Source organism: Janibacter terrae (assembly GCF_039636765.1).
Taxonomy (GTDB): domain Bacteria; phylum Actinomycetota; class Actinomycetes; order Actinomycetales; family Dermatophilaceae; genus Janibacter; species Janibacter terrae.
The window spans coordinates 2791160-2806933 of sequence record NZ_CP144167.1; the positions used below are offsets into that span (position 1 = coordinate 2791160).

The window sequence follows — 15774 nt, forward strand, 5'->3', positions numbered from 1 at the left end:
GTGGGGCTGCCAGTCTGCGGACGACCGGCCGCCCCGCTGCCGAGATCCGCGATGATCCAATGTTCTACGACATCATCCTGTTGCCCAATTCACAGCCGATGCCGCGCCCGCGTCCACCTCGTGCCAATCATTTTTATCTGGCAGACTCCGGACTGTGACGAGCACACCGGCCCAGCCCGGACGCCGTAGCACTGTGGCCCCGCAGGAGGCCGGCGGCAGGAGCGACCTGCTGGACTCGGCCGTGCGTCGTGACCTCGTCGAGACCCTGGCCGCCCTGCCCGCGGGGCGGCGGGAAGAGGGCCTGACCGCACAGGAGCTGGGCGAGCTCGCCGGGCTCCACGTGACCACCGTCCGCTTCCACCTGGAGCGGCTCGTGGCGGGCGGACTGCTGACCACCCACTCCGTGCGCACCCGCGGCGTCGGACGCCCGCGCAAGAAGTACGCCATCGCCCGCGAGAGCCTGCCGGCGCCGCAGCGCGACGAGGCCTTCGTCCGGCTCGCGGAGCTCCTCGCGGAGACCTTCACGGCGCGGACCGAGGACGGCAGCCCGCTCACCCCGGAGCAGGCCGGCGCGGCCTGGGCCCACGAGCACGCCGCCCGGCTGCTCGGCGACCGTCCGCCCTCCGGGCCGGCCACCTCCCCCGGCGCCTGGCTGGCCACGGTCGGCCGGATGATCGACGTCCTGCGCGACTGGGGCTACACCCCGGACCTGCGCACGAGCGCCGAGGGCCACACCGCCGACATCGACATCATCGGCTGCCCCTTCATCGAGCTCGCCCGCAGCCGGCCCGAGGTCGTGTGCGCCGTCCACCGCGGGCTCATGCGCGGCACGCTCGAGGTCCTCGGCGAGCCCGGTGCCGAGCTCGAGCTCACCCCCTTCGCCACCCCCACCCGCTGCACCGCCCACGTGACCACCCGGACCCCGTTCGCCCCTCGAGGAGGCACCGCATGACCCCTTCGCCCACCGGTGGACCCACCACCGACCTCCCCCGCTCCGCCGGGCTCGACGGGCCGCTGTCCGAGGCGCTCGTCGGCACCCGGCGCTTCTTCACCCGGGCGGGGATCTCGCAGGACCACCGGGCGATGTTCGTCGAGGGCGGACGCAGCGGCGACGCCTTCTACCGCGACCGCTGGAGCCACGACAAGGTCGTGCGCTCGACGCACGGCGTCAACTGCACCGGGTCGTGCTCGTGGAAGATCTACGTCAAGGACGGGATCATCACGTGGGAGGCGCAGCAGACCGACTACCCGAGCACCGGCGGCGACCGTCCCGAGTACGAGCCGCGAGGCTGCCCCCGAGGTGCCGCCTTCTCCTGGTACACCTACTCACCCACCCGCGTGCGCTACCCCTACGTCCGCGGCACCCTGCTCCAGATGTTCCGCGAGGCCAAGGAGCGCTACGGCGACCCCGTCGTCGCCTGGGGCTCGATCGTGCAGGACCCCGAGCTGACCCGCACCTACAAGAGCGGCCGTGGCAAGGGCGGGCTCGTCCGCGCCACGTGGGAGGAGGTGGTCGACATGGTCTCGGCCGCCTATGTCTACACGATCAAGCGGTGGGGCCCGGACCGCATCGCCGGCTTCTCCCCGATCCCCGCGATGTCGCAGGTCAGCTACGTCTCCGGCGCCCGCTTCAACGAGCTCATCGGCGCACCGATGCTCTCCTTCTACGACTGGTACGCCGACCTGCCCAATGCCTCGCCGCAGATGTTCGGAGACCAGACCGATGTCCCCGAGTCGGGCGACTGGTGGGACGCGGCCTACCTCATCATGTGGGGCTCCAACGTCCCGCTCACCCGCACCCCCGACGCCCACTGGATGACCGAGGCCCGCTACCGGGGACAGAAGGTCATCGCCGTCGCCCCCGACTACGCGGAGAACGTGAAGTTCGCCGACGAGTGGGTCGCCGCGGCGCCCGGCACGGACGGGGCGCTGGCCATGGCGATGGGCCACGTGCTGCTCAAGGAGTACTTCGTCGACCGGCAGGTCGACTTCTTCACCGACTACAACCGGCAGTACACCGACCTGCCCTACCTCGTCACCCTCGAGCCCACGAGCGAAGGGGGGTACGCCCCCTCGAAGTTCCTCGTCGCCGGCGACTTCGACAACCCGGAGCAGACCTCGCAGAACGCGATGTGGAAGACCGCGGTCATCGACGAGGTGAGCGACGAGGTCGTGATCCCCAACGGCTCCATCGGCCACCGCTTCGGTGACGAGGGCCTGGGCCGCTGGAACCTCGAGCTCGGCGACGTGCGCCCGCGCCTGAGCCTCTACGGCGAGGCGCAGTCGGTGGAGGTCGAGCTGCCGCGCTTCGACAACCTCGACGGCGAGATGGGCACCGAGCGACGCGGCGTCCCGGTGCGCCGCGTCGGCGACCACCTCGTGACGACCGTCCTCGACCTGATGCTGGCCCACTACGGCGTCGCCCGCGAGGGTCTGCCCGGCGCCTGGCCCACGGGCTACGAGGACCCGAGCGTCCCCGCCACCCCGGCGTGGGGCGCCGAGATCACCGGTGTGCCCGTCGAGCAGATCGTGCGCCTGTCGCGCGAGTGGGCGGACAACGCCATCGACACGACCGGCCGCGGGATGATCCTCATGGGCGCCGGCACCAACCACTGGTACCACTCCGACCAGATCTACCGGGCGATGCTCGTCCTGACGACGATCACCGGCTGCCAGGGACGCAACGGCGGCGGCTGGGCCCACTACGTCGGCCAGGAGAAGGTGCGCCCGCTCATGGGCTTCCAGCACATGGCCTTCGCGCTGGACTGGGTCCGCCCGCCACGGCACATGAACCAGACGGCGTACTGGTACGTCAACACGAGCCAGTACCGCTACGACACCTTCGACGCCGACGAGGTCAACGGCAGCACCGGCACCTTCGCCGGACGCACGACGATGGACCTGCTCGCCCAGTCGGTGCGGCTGGGGTGGACCCCGAGCTACCCGCAGTTCGACCGCAGCTCGCTCGTCGTCGCCGACGAGGCCAAGGAGGCCGGCCTGCCGGTCGGCGAGTACGTCGCGCGCTCCCTCACCGAGGGCAGCCTGCGCTTCGCGATCGAGGACCCCGAGGCGGAGGACAACCACCCGCGGATCCTGTCGCTGTGGCGGGCCAACCTCTTCGGCAGCTCGGCCAAGGGCAACGAGTACTTCCTGCGGCACCTGCTCGGCACGGACAACGCCGTCAAGGCGCGTGAGGCCGACGAGGCGCACCGCCCGCAGGACGTCGTCTGGGCCGACGAGGCCCCGGAGGGCAAGCTCGACCTGCTCGTCACCCTCGACTTCCGCATGACGAGCTCGACCCTGCTGTCGGACGTCGTCCTGCCGGCGGCCACCTGGTACGAGAAGCACGACATCAACACCACCGACATGCACCCCTTCATCCACTCCTTCAACCCGGCGATCGCGCCCCCGTGGCAGTCCAAGAACGACTGGGACACGTGGAAGGTCATCGCCAAGCGCTTCTCCGAGCTCGCGGCCGACCATCTCGGCACCCGCACCGACGTCGTCGCCAAGCCCCTGTGGCACGACACCCCCGAGGCCATGGCGACCGTCCACGGGCGCGTCCTGGACTGGGCGAAGGGAGAGTGCGAGGCGGTCCCCGGCAAGACCCTGCCGGTCCTGGCCGAGGTGACCCGCGACTACACCGCGGTGTACGACAAGATGACCTCGATCGGCCCGCTCCTCGACACCGTCGGCATGGTCACGAAGGGGGTGCCCTACGACCCCTCGCGCGAGATCGACCTGCTGCGCCAGCGCAACGGCACGGTCCACGGCGGCGCCGGCGACGGCCGCCCCCGACTCGAGACCGACATCCACGTCGCCGAGGCGATCATGCACCTGTCGGGCACGACCAACGGCCACCTGTCGACCCAGGGTTTCAAGGCGCTCGAGAAGCGCACCGGCACCCGGCTGCACGACCTGGCCGCCGAGCACGAGGGCAAGCTGATCACCTTCGCCGACACCCAGGCGGCGCCCGTGCCGGTCATCACCTCCCCCGAGTGGTCGGGCAGCGAGTCCGGCGGTCGGCGCTATGCCCCCTTCACCATCAACATCGAGCGGCACAAGCCCTTCCACACCCTCACCGGACGCCAGCAGTTCTTCGTCGACCACGACTGGATGCTCGGCATGGGCGAGGGGCTGCCCACCTACCGACCACCGCTCAACATGACCCGCCTGTTCGGGGAGACACCGATCGGCGAGCAGACCGAGCTCGGGGTGAGCGTGCGGTACCTGACCCCGCACAACAAGTGGTCCATCCACTCGGAGTACCAGGACAACCTCTTCATGCTCAGCCTCAGCCGCGGCGGGCAGACCGTGTGGATGTCCGACGTCGACGCCGCCAAGATCGGCGTCAAGGACAACGACTGGATCGAGGCGGTCAACCGCAACGGCGTCGTCGCGGCACGGGCGGTGGTGAGCCACCGCATGCCGGAGGGCACCGTCTTCATGCACCACGCGCAGGACCGGCTGATCGACGTGCCGCTCACCGAGACCGACCAGCGACGGGGCGGCATCCACAACAGCCTGACCCGGATCCTGCTCAAGCCGAGCCACATCATCGGCGGCTACGCCCAGCTGTCCTACTTCTTCAACTACATCGGGCCCACGGGCAACAACCGCGACGAGGTCACGATGATCCGTCGTCGCACCAACCAGGAGGTCCAGTACTGATGCGCGTCATGGCACAGATGGCGATGGTCATGAACCTCGACAAGTGCATCGGGTGCCACACCTGCTCGGTCACCTGCAAGCAGGCGTGGACCAACCGCTCGGGCACCGAGTACGTGTGGTTCAACAACGTCGAGACCCGCCCGGGTCTGGGCTACCCGCGCGGCTACGAGGACCAGGAGGAGTGGAAGGGGGGCTGGGAGCGCGCCGCCAACGGTCGCCTCAAACTGCGGGCGGGGGGACGGATCAACAAGCTGCTCAACATCTTCTCCAACCCGAAGATGCCGAGCATCCACGACTACTACGAGCCGTGGACCTACGACTACGAGACCCTGCTCAACGCCCCGGCCCAGAAGCACTTCCCCGTCGCGCGTCCCTACTCGCTGATCTCCGGCAAGAAGATGAACGTGTCGTGGTCGGCCAACTGGGACGACGACCTGGGCGGCAGCCTCGAGCACGCCGTCAAGGACCCGATGCTCAAGGGCATCGAGGACAAGGTGAAGTTCGAGTTCGACCAGACCTTCATGTTCTACCTGCCGCGGATCTGCGAGCACTGCCTCAACCCCAGCTGCGCGGCCTCCTGCCCCTCCGGCGCGATCTACAAGCGCGAGGAGGACGGCATCGTCCTCGTCGACCAGGACCAGTGCCGCGGCTGGCGCATGTGCGTCACCGGGTGCCCCTACAAGAAGGTCTACTTCAACCACAAGACCGGCAAGGCGGAGAAGTGCACCTTCTGCTACCCGCGGGTCGAGGTGGGCATCCCGACGGTCTGCGCCGAGACCTGCGTGGGACGCCTGCGCTACATCGGGATCATGCTCTACGACGCCGACCGGGTCCTCGACGCGGCCTCGGTGGAGGACGACCACGACCTCTACGAGGCCCAGCGCTCGGTCTTCCTCGACCCCTTCGACCCGCAGGTGCAGCGGGCCGCAGAGCAGGCCGGCATCCCCGGTGACTGGGTCGAGGCCGCCAAGGCCTCGCCGGTGCGCCGGTTGATCATGGACTACAAGGTGGCGCTCCCCCTGCACCCGGAGTACCGCACCATGCCGATGGTCTGGTACATCCCGCCGCTGTCGCCGGTCGTCGACGTCATCAAGGACACCGGGTACGACGGCGAGGACAAGGACAACCTCTTCGCGGCCATCGACACCCTGCGCATCCCGGTCGAGTACCTCGCCAACCTCTTCACCGCCGGCGACGTCCGGCCGGTCGACGAGGTGCTCAAGAAGCTCGCCGCCATGCGCAGCTACATGCGCGACATCAACCTCGGCCGCGACCCCCGGGCGGAGATCCCGGAGGCCGTCGGCATGGAGGAGGAGGCGATGTACGACATGTACCGCCTGCTCGCCCTGGCCAAGTACGACGAGCGCTACGTGATCCCCACCGCCCACGGCGAGCAGGCCCACGGGCTCGAGGAGCTCGCCACGGACTGCGCCGTCTCCGGCTACGACGAGGAGATCGACCTGTCCGGCCCCTTCGGCGAGGGGTCCGGCCGTGGTGCCCTCACCCCGGTGGCGGTGGAGAACTTCCAGATGCTGCAGGAGCGGCAGACCTCCGACCAGCTCGTCGCGGGTGGCACGAAGACCGGCCGGGTCAACCTGCTCAACTGGGACGGCAAGGGCACCCCAGAGGGGCTCTTCCCGGACCAGTCGCGCGGTGACCGGCCATGATGCCCTGGCGACGCCACCGCAGGAGCGAGCCCGCCGTGCAGGGACGGGCCCTCGCCGACGCCTGGCAGGTGATCTCGCTGCTCCTCGACTACCCCGACGAGCGTCTCGTCGCGCTCGTCCCCGTCCTGCGCCAGAGCGCGCAGGGGCTGCCGGCCACGGTCGGCGAGCCCCTCGTCGACCTCCTCGACCACATCGAGCGCACCGACCTGACCGACCTGCAGGCGCAGTACGTCGACACCTTCGACGTGACCCGTCGGTGCGCGCTGCACCTGACCTACTTCCTGCACGGTGACACCCGGAAGCGGGGGGTCGCGCTCGTGCAGTTCAAGCAGGCCTACCGGGCCGCCGGGGTGCAGCTGGACGACGAGGACGCCGAGCTGCCCGACCACCTGTGCGTCCTGCTCGAGTTCGGTGCCACCTGCGACCCGGACACGGCGTGGCGGCTGCTCAACGACCACCGCGTCGGGATCGAGCTGCTGCACACCGCCCTCACCGGCAAGCAGTCCCCGTGGCTGCCCGCCGTCCGGGCGCTGCGCGCCACCCTCCCCCGGCTGCGGGGCGACGACGAGGAGGCGCTCGGCCGCCTCATCGCCGAGGGCCCGCCGCAGGAGGACGTCGGCATCGACACCGCCCCCTACGCGCAGGACCCGGCGCTCGACGAGCACCTGGCCGGCCCCCTTCGTCCCTCGCCTCCCGCCGCGTCCCACCTCGGCGCGACCATCCCCGTAGGAGCCCCCCGATGAGCACCTTCCTCTGGGTCATCGTCCCCTACCTCACCCTGGCGACCTTCGTCGTCGGGCACGTCTGGCGCTACCGGTACGACAAGTTCGGCTGGACGACGCGCTCCTCCCAGCTCTACGAGGACCGGCTGCTGCGCATCGGCAGCCCGCTCTTCCACTTCGGCATGCTCGGCGTCATCGCCGGTCACGTCATCGGCCTGGTCATCCCGCAGGTGTGGACCGACGCGCTCGGCCTGAGCCGGCACGCCTACCACGTCATCGCGCTGGCCGGCGGCATCCCGGCCGGCATCGCGACCCTCGTGGGCCTGGCCATCCTCGTCTACCGCCGGCGCACGACCGGCCCCGTCTTCTCCGCCACCACGACGAACGACAAGGTGATGTACGTCTTCCTCGCCGCCGTCATCGTCCTGGGCATGTGGAACACCGTCGCCGGCTCGCTCCTGCAGTTCGGCGGCGAGTACAACTACCGTGACGGGGTCTCGCCGTGGTGGCGCGGGGTCTTCACCTTCCGTCCGGACGCCCAGCTGATGCAGGACGCGCCGATCGGCTTCAAGCTGCACGCCCTCGTCGCCATGGGGCTCTTCGCGATGTGGCCGTTCACCCGGCTCGTCCACGTCTTCAGCGCACCCGTCGGGTACCTCACCCGGCCCTACCTGGTCTACCGCTCCCGGGACGCCCGCAGCGGGTACGGCACGGGCACCTCGGCGCCGCGCCGCGGCTGGGACAAGCCCGACCTGCCCAGCCGGAGGTGACCGGGCTACCGTCGGCACCATGACCCTCTCCCCGCTCGTGGCTCCCGGTCCGGCGCTCACCGGGGACCAGGTGAGCCGGTACTCGCGCCACCTCCTCATGCCCACGATCGGCGAAAGGGGACAACGTCGCCTCCTCGCCGCCCGGGTCGCCGTCATCGGTGCGGGAGGGCTCGGCTCCCCCTCGCTGCTGTACCTCGCGGGCGCGGGCGTCGGGCGCCTCACGGTGGTCGACGACGACCGCGTCGACGAGACCAACCTGCAGCGACAGGTCATCCACGCGACGGGCGACGTCGGCCGCCCCAAGGTCGACAGCGCTCTGGAGCGGGTGCGGGCGCTCAACCCCGACATCGAGGTCGTCGGCGTGCGCGAGCACCTCGACGCGGACAACGCCCGTCAGCTGCTCGCCGACCACGACCTCGTGCTCGACGGCAGCGACAACTTCGAGACGCGCTACGCCGTCGCCGACGCCTGCGACGAGCTCGGGATCCCGCTCGTGTGGGCGGCGGTGTACCGCACCGAGGCCCACCTGACCGTCTTCTGGCCGGGGGCACCCGAGGGACTGCCGGCGCCCGGTCTGCGGGACCTCTTCCCCGAGCCGCCGGCCCCCGGCAGCGTGCCGGCCTGCGGCGACGCCGGGGTCGTCGGGCCGCTCGTCGGGCAGGTCGGCTCGATGATGGCGACCGAGGCCATCAAGCTCATCACCGGTGTCGGAGCGCCCCTGCTCGGGCGGCTGCTCTTCATCGACGTGCTCGCCGCGACCCAGCGCGAGATCCCCCTCGTCGCGCGGCACCCGCGGGCGGCGGGGACGCCCCGCCCGGCCCGCACGGTACCAGCACCCCCGGAGGAGCCGGGCGTCCCGACGCTCTCCGCCGCGGAGCTGGCCGCTCGTCTGGCTGGGGCGGACGCCCCCTTCGTCCTGGACGTGCGCGAGGATCACGAGCTGGCCGCGGGGGTCGTCCCCGGCGCCGTGCACATCCCCGTCGCTCGGCTGACCTCCGACCCCACCGCGGCGGCGGAGGTCCCGACCGACCGGGACGTCGTCCTCGTCTGCCGCGCTGGGCCACGGGCCCGGCTCGCCGCGAGCGCCCTGCTGGCGCGCGGGCACGACCGGCTGCTCGTCCTCGACGGTGGGATGCTCGCCTGGCCCGACCCCGTCCCGCACACCCCGGAGACCCCATGACCACCGACCGCGTGCTGCTCACGGTCGAGGAGTACCTCGACGAGCTGCTGACCCACCTGCTCGACGGGTCCGGGCCCCTCGACGAGACCGAGGAGGTCCCGCTCCCCGACGCGCTCGGGCGCGTGCTCGCGCAGCCGGTGACGGCGGTCGGCGACGTCCCGGCCTTCGCCAACTCGGCCATGGACGGCTACGCGGTGCGGCGGGAGGACCTGGGCACGCTGCCCACCATCCTCCACGTCGTCGGCGCCGTGCCCGCCGGCTCGGGCGAGGACCCGGCACTCGCACCGGGGCAGTGCGTGCGCATCATGACCGGCGCGCCCGTCCCGACCGGCGCCGACACGATCGTCCCCGTCGAGGCCACCGACGGCGGGACTGCGGAGGTGACGATCGCCCGGGTCGGCGAGCGCGGGCAGCACGTCCGCGGCGCGGGCGAGGACGTGCGCGGGGGCGACGTCGTCGCGGCCGCCGGGACCACCGTCACCGCGCGGGTGCTCGGGTCGCTCGCCGCGGCCGGGACCGCGACCGTCACGGTCCGCCGCCGCCCCGTCGTCGCGATCGCCGCGACCGGCGACGAGCTCGTCGCCCCCGGCACCCCGCTCGCGCGGGGGCAGATCTTCGAGTCCAACGGCACCCACCTCGCCGCCACCCTGCGCGAGCTGGGCGCCGAGGTCCGGGCCACGGTCGTGCTCACGGACGACACCGAGGCCTTCGCCGCGGGACTCGACGAGCTGACCTCCGGCGCGGACCTCGTCCTGCTCACCGGCGGGGTGAGCGTCGGCGACTTCGACGTCTCGCGGATCGTGCTGGAGCGCTCGGGCGCGACCTTCCGCCACGTGCGCATGCAGCCGGGCAAGCCGCAGGGATGGGCCCGCTGGCGCGAGGTGCCGGTGCTCGCCCTGCCGGGCAACCCGGTCTCGACGGCGATCTCCTTCGAGGTCTTCGGCCGTCCGCTGCTCGACCGGCTCCTCGGCCGCGCGCCCCTGCCCGGGCCGACCCGGGCCGTGGCCGGGTCGGCGTGGCGCTCCCCCGCGGGACGCCGCCAGTACGTCCCGGTCGTCCTGTCCAGCGACGACGTCGGACGGCTCGTCGCGACCCCCAGCCACGCGCGCGGCTCGGCCTCGCACATGGTCACCTCGCTCGCCGGCGCGCAGGCGCTGGCGGTCGTCGCCGAGGAGACCGATGCCGTCGAGCCCGGCGACCTCGTGCAGATCAGGAGCCTGTAGATGAATCACCCCCTCACCCACCTCGACCACCGCGGGCACGCCCGCATGGTCGACGTCACCGACAAGACCCCGACCGTGCGATCCGCGACCGCGGCCGGACGGGTGGCCACCTCCCCCGAGACGGTCGCGCTCCTGCGGGACGGCACCGTGCCGAAGGGGGACGTGCTCGCCGTCGCGCGCATCGCCGGGATCCAGGCGGCCAAGAAGACCCCCGAGCTGCTACCGCTCGCCCACGTCATCGGGGTCCACGGGGCGGTCGTCGACCTGGAGATCACCGACGCGGGCGTGGAGATCACCGCGACCGTGCGCACGGCCGACCGCACCGGCGTCGAGATGGAGGCGCTCACGAGCGTCACCGTCGCGGCGCTCGCCGTCATCGACATGGTCAAGGGACGTGACCGCGGCGCCCACATCACCGACGTGCGGCTGCTGGAGAAGACCGGCGGTCGCAGTGGCACCTGGACCCGGGAGGACGCATGAGCGAGCCCATCCCCTTCGACGCCGTCGTCCTCGCCGGGGGTGCCGCCGAGCGGCTCGGCGGGGCGAGCAAGCCCGATGTCGAGCTCGGCGGCGCACGCCTCGTCGACCGCGTGCTCGTCGCCGTCTCCGATGCCCGCGAGATCGTCGTCGTCGGCGACGTCGACGTCCCCCCCGGGGTGCACCGCACCCTCGAGGACCCGCCGCTCGGCGGCCCCGTCGCGGGGGTGGCCGCCGGCCTCGACGCGCTGGCTGCCGACGGTGCCGCCGACTGGACCGTGCTGCTCGCCTGCGACCTCGCCGACCCCCTCCCCGCCCTCGGCCGGCTGCTCGCCGCCTGGTCGTACGCACAGCGCAGCGCGGACGTGGACACGGCAGAGCACGACGGCTGGTGCCTGGAGGACTCCACGGGGCATCCCCAGTGGCTGCTCGGGATCCACCGCACGGCGTCCCTGCGGCGAGCGCTGGAACGGCTGGGCCCGCCCAGGGACCGGTCGATGAAGAGCCTGCTCGGGCAGTCGGTGCTCGTCACCGTGCCGGCGAGCGACGACGACGTGGCCGACATCGACACCTGGACCGACCACGCCCGCTGGGTGGAGCGACTGCGCGACGAGGAGGCACCGTGACCGATCTCGAGACGACCCGCGCGCTGTGGGCGGACTGGATCGAGGACGCCTGCGCCGCGGTCGGCATCGACCCCGAGTGCGTCGACGTGGTGACCATCCACGCGATGACCAAGACGATCGCCCACGGCTTCGAGCGCCCGATGGCGCCGGTCGGCGCCTACATCCTCGGGGTCGCCGTCGGGCACCTGCAGGAGCAGGGCCGGCCGGTCGACGTGGACTCCCTGAGCCAGGCGCTCGAGGCGACGATCACCGACCGTGAGCAGGAGGAGCAGGCATGACGACGATCAGGTACTTCGCGGCAGCGGCCGAGGCCGCCGGCACCGACGAGGAACGCCTGGACGGGAGGACCGTGGGCGAGGTCCTCGCGCAGGCCGAGGCGGCCCACGGTGCCCGGCTGACGGAGGTCCTGCAGCGGTGCTCGGTGCTGCACGCCGGGCGCTACGTCGACGACGGCGACACCCCGGTCACCGCCGGCGCGACGATCGACGTGCTGCCCCCCTTCGCCGGGGGCTGATGCTCAGCCGCCGATCGCGCTCATCGGCCGCGGCGGCTGGAGGAACCCGGGCTCGTTGATCCCGTGCCCGGGACGCTTGGTGGCCAGGCAGGCGTGGACGAGCTCGTGGACCTCGGCCTCGCTCGCCCCGGAGCGCAGCGGTCCACGCAGATCGGTCTCCCCGCGCGCGAAGAGGCAGTTGCGCAGCTGGCCGTCCGCGGTGAGGCGCAACCGGTCGCACGAGCCGCAGAAGGGCATCGTCACCGAGGCGATGACGCCCACGGTCGCCGGCCCACCGTCGACGTGGAAGCGCTCGGCCGGGGCGGCTCCTCGACCGGGCACCTCTGTGAGCTCGAAGGCCGTGCGCAGCTGCTCGAGGATCTCCGCGCCCGTGACCATCTCGGTGCGCTGCCACGTGTGCTGCGCGTCCAGCGGCATCTGCTCGATGAACCGCAGCTCGTACCCGCGCTCGACCGCCCAGCGCGTGAGGTCGACGGCCTCGTCGTCGTTGATCCCCCGTTGCAGCACGGAGTTGACCTTGACCGGCCGCAGGCCGGCGTCGTGGGCCGCCGCCATGCCGGCGACGACCTCGTCGAAGCGGTCGCGGCGGGTGATCTCGTGGAAACGCTCGGGCCGCAGGGTGTCGAGGCTGACGTTGACCCGGGCGAGCCCGGCCTCGGCGAGGGCTGCGGCCACCTTGGTCAGCCCCAGGCCGTTGGTCGTCATCGACACCTCGGGCGCGCCCTCGGGGCCCTCCATCGTCGAGATCGCCGCGACGATCTCGACGACGTCGGGGCGCACGAGCGGCTCGCCGCCGGTGAGCCGCACCTCGCTGATGCCGGCCGTCACGGCCGCCTCGACGAGGGTCAGCAGCTCCGGTGTCGTGAGCAGCTCGTCCTTGGGCAGCCACGGCAGGCCCTCGGCGGGCATGCAGTACGTGCACCGCAGGTTGCACTTGTCGGTGAGCGAGACGCGCAGGTCGCGGTGGAGGCGGCCGTGGGGGTCGACCAGCGGGCGGGTCATCAGCAGCTCAACCCCGACCACGCGTGCGTGCCGTCCGCCTCGAACTGCTGCTTCCACACCGGCAGCTCGTGCTTGACCGCCTCCACGATCGCCCGGCAGATCGTGAAGGCGAGGTCCCGGTGCGCGGTCCCCACGGCCACGACGAGCGCGAGGTCGCCGACCTCGAGGTCCCCGACGCGGTGCACGGCGTGCACGCTCGCCTCGCCCTGCGGGTCGAGGTCGCGCAGGACGCGCTCGACGATCTCGACGACCAGGCGCGGCGCGTCGGGATGACAGGTGTAGCGCAGCGCGACGACCCGGCCGCCGGCCTCGGGGTCGTGGTCGCGCACCTGCCCGACGAAGCTCGCCACCGCCCCGTGGCCGGGGTCGTCGACGCTCGCGAGCACCCCAGCCAGGTCGACCTCGTCGGTCGCGATGCGGGCGATGCGGGTCAGGTCGGCCATCAGTGGTCGCCTCCGGAGATCTGGTCGAGGACGTGGCCGACGAGGGGCAGCAGGACCTGCAGGCCCTGCGTCACCCCCTTCGTGCTGCCGGGGAGGTTGACGACGAGCGCGCCGGGACGCTCGTCGCTCGCGTCGACGATGCCGACGAGACCGCGCGAGATGGCGGCGAAGGGGGTCTGCCGCGCGCCCTCGGCACGGAGCAGCTCCGCCAGCCCGGGCACCTCGCGGTCGAGCACGGGCGCGGTCCCCTCGGGGGTGCGATCGCGCGGGGAGAGACCGGTGCCCCCCGTGGTGACGACGAGTCGGGCACCGTCGGCGAGCGCGGCACGCAGCGCTGCCTCGACGGCGTCCGCGCCGTCGGGCACGAGGCTCGTGGTGACCGTGTGGCCCTCCGCCTGCAGGAGCTCGACTGCGGCGTCGCCGGAGACGTCCTCGCGCGCGCCGGAGCTCACCCGGTCGGAGACCGTGATGACGTGGACGGTGTCGCTCACCGGACCCCCTTCGCTCGTGGTCTCCCCCAGTCTCTCAAACTCGGGTGCGCGCACGGGGGCCGGCGGCTCCGTGTCTCACGGAGCGGCCGGCCGCCGGTGCAGCGTCGGGGGTGCGGACCCGGGTCAGAGCCCGAGGTCGCGCCCGATGAGCTCCTTCATGATCTCGTTGGTGCCGGCCCAGATCTTGTTGATCCGGGCGTCACGCCAGGCGCGGGCCACGCGGTACTCGTTCATGTAGCCGTAGCCGCCGTGCAGCTGGACGCACTCGTCGAGGACCTTGCTCTGGGTCTCGGCGGCCCACCACTTCGCCTTGGCGGCGTCGACGGCGCTGAGCTTGCCCTCGGCGTGCGCGACGACGCACTCGTCGACGTAGGCCCGGGCGACCTCGATGCTCGTGACGAGCTCGGCGATCTTGAACTTGTTGTGCTGGAAGGAGCCGATCGGCTGACCGAAGGCCTTGCGCTCCTTGGTGTACTCGATCGTCTCCTGGAGGATCTGACCGGCGTGGGCGACGCAGCCGATCGCGTTGCCGAGGCGCTCCTGCGGGAGCTTCTGCATCATCGTGATGAAGCCCATGCCTTCGGGACCGAGGAGCCGGTCCGCGGGGAGGCGGACGTTCTCGAAGAAGAGCTCGGAGGTGTCGGACTCGGGCTGACCGACCTTGTCCAGCGGCTGGCCCTTGGTGAAGCCCTCGTCGCTCGCCTCGAGGACGAAGAGCGAGATGCCCTTGGCGCCCTTGGCCGGGTCGGTCCGGGCCGCGACCACCGCGAGGTCGCACTGGTGGCCGTTGGTGATGAAGGTCTTGGAGCCGTTGAGCACCCAGTCGCCGCTGCCGTCGTCGGCCTTGACGGCGGTCGACTTCAGCGCGGCCAGGTCGGAGCCGCCGGAGGGCTCGGTCATGCCGATCGACATGATCGCCTCGCCGGTGACGACCTTCGGCAGCCAGCGCTGCTTCTGCTCCTGCGTCCCCATGGCCACGAGGTAGGGCGCGGTGATGTCGGCGTGGATGCCGAAGCAGGAGGAGACCGCCACGTTGAACTTGGACAGCTCCTCGGCGAGGACGGCGTTGAAGCGGTAGTCCTCGATGCCCGCGCCGCCGAACTCCTCGGGGATCGTCAGGCCGAAGAATCCCTGCTTGCCGGCCTCGAGCCAGACCTCGCGGGGGATGGTGTGCTCGACGATCATCGAGTCCGCCCGGGGCACGAGCGTGCGCTCGACGAACTCCTTGACGGAGGAGCGGAAGGACTCGTGGTCCTCGTCGTAGATGTTGCGGGGCATGGTCACCTCTCTGGAACGTGGTGTGCGTCATCGCACTAAGCGCTTGCTTAGTCTCGCCCCCGGCGGGCATGCTGTCAACGTGACGACGCCGACGCCCTCTCTCCCCGAGCACGACAACCCGACCGTCGTGAGGCTCTTCGTGGCGGCCGCGGACGCCTTCGCGGACAAGGGGTTCCATGCCACGACGACGCGTGACATCGCCTCCCGTGCCGGCCTCTCGCCGGCTGGCGTCTACGTCCACTTCGCGAGCAAGGAGGACCTGCTCTTCCAGCTCAGCCGCGTCGGGCACGAGGGCGCCCGCGACGCGCTGGCCTCGGCCGCGGCCCAGGCGGGCTCGCCCACGGACGCCCTCCAGGAGGTCATCTCCACCTTCGCCCGGTGGCACGCCGAGCAGCACCAGGTCGCCCGCATCGTCCAGTACGAGTTCCGCCACCTCGCTCCCGAGCACCAGCGCGAGGTCCTCACCCTGCGTCGTGAGATCGACGCGGTCGTCGAGGGGATCATCACGGCCGGTGTCGAGTCCGGCGAGTTCGTCGTCGACGACGTGCGCGCCACCGCGCTCGCCGCGCTCTCGCTCGTCGTCGACGTCGCTCGCTGGTACCACCCGGGCATCAAGCGCACCACCCCGGCCGCCATCGGCGAGACCTACGGGGCGCTCGCCCTGCGGCTGGTCGGGGCGCGCACTCCCTGACGTGACATCGGTCCCCGGC

16 protein-coding genes are annotated in these 15774 nt (G+C 71.7%); 12 read left to right on the plus strand and 4 right to left on the minus strand.

Annotation, left to right across the window (positions count from 1 at the left end; genetic code table 11):
• Positions 1–154 precede the first annotated feature (154 nt).
• The 11 genes from V3C34_RS13785 to V3C34_RS13835 are packed head-to-tail and all read left to right on the plus strand — an operon-like array spanning position 155 to position 11850.
• A complete protein-coding gene (locus V3C34_RS13785; RefSeq protein WP_346007405.1) occupies positions 155–952 on the plus strand; it encodes a helix-turn-helix transcriptional regulator in 798 nt (265 codons plus the stop codon).
• A complete protein-coding gene (locus V3C34_RS13790; RefSeq protein WP_346007406.1) occupies positions 949–4671 on the plus strand; it encodes a nitrate reductase subunit alpha in 3723 nt (1240 codons plus the stop codon). Before V3C34_RS13785 ends, V3C34_RS13790 begins: the two co-directional genes overlap by 4 nt.
• Positions 4671–6338, plus strand: a complete 1668-nt coding sequence (narH, locus tag V3C34_RS13795; protein WP_068322631.1) for a nitrate reductase subunit beta — start codon at positions 4671–4673, stop codon at positions 6336–6338. Before V3C34_RS13790 ends, narH begins: the two co-directional genes overlap by 1 nt.
• Positions 6335–7081 (plus strand): nitrate reductase molybdenum cofactor assembly chaperone, encoded by a 747-nt coding sequence (narJ, locus tag V3C34_RS13800; protein ID WP_068322627.1) that lies wholly within the window; start codon positions 6335–6337, stop codon positions 7079–7081. Before narH ends, narJ begins: the two co-directional genes overlap by 4 nt.
• Positions 7078–7830, plus strand: coding sequence for a respiratory nitrate reductase subunit gamma (gene narI / locus V3C34_RS13805; protein ID WP_068322624.1), 753 nt, complete (start codon positions 7078–7080; stop codon positions 7828–7830). The genes narJ and narI overlap by 4 nt, the downstream gene beginning before the upstream one ends.
• 19 nt (positions 7831–7849) lie before the next feature.
• Complete coding sequence (locus tag V3C34_RS13810; protein WP_068322621.1) at positions 7850–9010, plus strand: ThiF family adenylyltransferase; 1161 nt, start codon at positions 7850–7852, stop codon at positions 9008–9010.
• A complete protein-coding gene (locus V3C34_RS13815) occupies positions 9007–10233 on the plus strand; it encodes a molybdopterin molybdotransferase MoeA (protein ID WP_068322618.1) in 1227 nt (408 codons plus the stop codon). Before V3C34_RS13810 ends, V3C34_RS13815 begins: the two co-directional genes overlap by 4 nt.
• Positions 10234–10713 carry a cyclic pyranopterin monophosphate synthase MoaC gene (gene moaC / locus V3C34_RS13820; RefSeq protein WP_068322615.1) on the plus strand — a complete coding sequence of 160 codons (480 nt, stop codon included), beginning with the start codon at positions 10234–10236 and terminating at the stop codon, positions 10711–10713.
• Complete coding sequence (gene mobA, locus V3C34_RS13825) at positions 10710–11336, plus strand: molybdenum cofactor guanylyltransferase (RefSeq protein WP_068322612.1); 627 nt, start codon at positions 10710–10712, stop codon at positions 11334–11336. Before moaC ends, mobA begins: the two co-directional genes overlap by 4 nt.
• Entirely contained in the window at positions 11333–11614 is a 282-nt protein-coding gene (locus V3C34_RS13830) for a DUF6457 domain-containing protein (protein ID WP_068322609.1), read from the plus strand. The genes mobA and V3C34_RS13830 overlap by 4 nt, the downstream gene beginning before the upstream one ends.
• Positions 11611–11850: a MoaD/ThiS family protein gene (locus V3C34_RS13835; RefSeq protein WP_068322607.1), complete on the plus strand. Its 240-nt coding sequence runs from the start codon at positions 11611–11613 to the stop codon at positions 11848–11850. The genes V3C34_RS13830 and V3C34_RS13835 overlap by 4 nt, the downstream gene beginning before the upstream one ends.
• A 3-nt stretch (positions 11851–11853) precedes the next feature.
• Here V3C34_RS13835 and moaA read toward each other — a convergent pair whose 3' ends face one another.
• The 4 genes from moaA to V3C34_RS13855 form a co-directional block, all read right to left on the minus strand.
• A complete protein-coding gene (gene moaA / locus V3C34_RS13840; RefSeq protein ID WP_346007407.1) occupies positions 11854–12852 on the minus strand; it encodes a GTP 3',8-cyclase MoaA in 999 nt (332 codons plus the stop codon).
• Entirely contained in the window at positions 12852–13295 is a 444-nt protein-coding gene (locus V3C34_RS13845) for a molybdenum cofactor biosynthesis protein MoaE (RefSeq protein WP_346007408.1), read from the minus strand. The genes moaA and V3C34_RS13845 overlap by 1 nt, the downstream gene beginning before the upstream one ends.
• Positions 13295–13786, minus strand: a complete 492-nt coding sequence (locus tag V3C34_RS13850; protein ID WP_068322598.1) for a MogA/MoaB family molybdenum cofactor biosynthesis protein — start codon at positions 13784–13786, stop codon at positions 13295–13297. The genes V3C34_RS13845 and V3C34_RS13850 overlap by 1 nt, the downstream gene beginning before the upstream one ends.
• A gap of 123 nt (positions 13787–13909) precedes the next feature.
• Complete coding sequence (locus V3C34_RS13855; RefSeq protein ID WP_068323411.1) at positions 13910–15064, minus strand: acyl-CoA dehydrogenase family protein; 1155 nt, start codon at positions 15062–15064, stop codon at positions 13910–13912.
• 79 nt (positions 15065–15143) lie between these two features.
• Here V3C34_RS13855 and V3C34_RS13860 point away from each other — a divergent pair, with 79 nt between their 5' ends.
• Complete coding sequence (locus tag V3C34_RS13860; RefSeq protein ID WP_255218235.1) at positions 15144–15755, plus strand: TetR/AcrR family transcriptional regulator; 612 nt, start codon at positions 15144–15146, stop codon at positions 15753–15755.
• Positions 15756–15774: the final 19 nt, after the last annotated feature.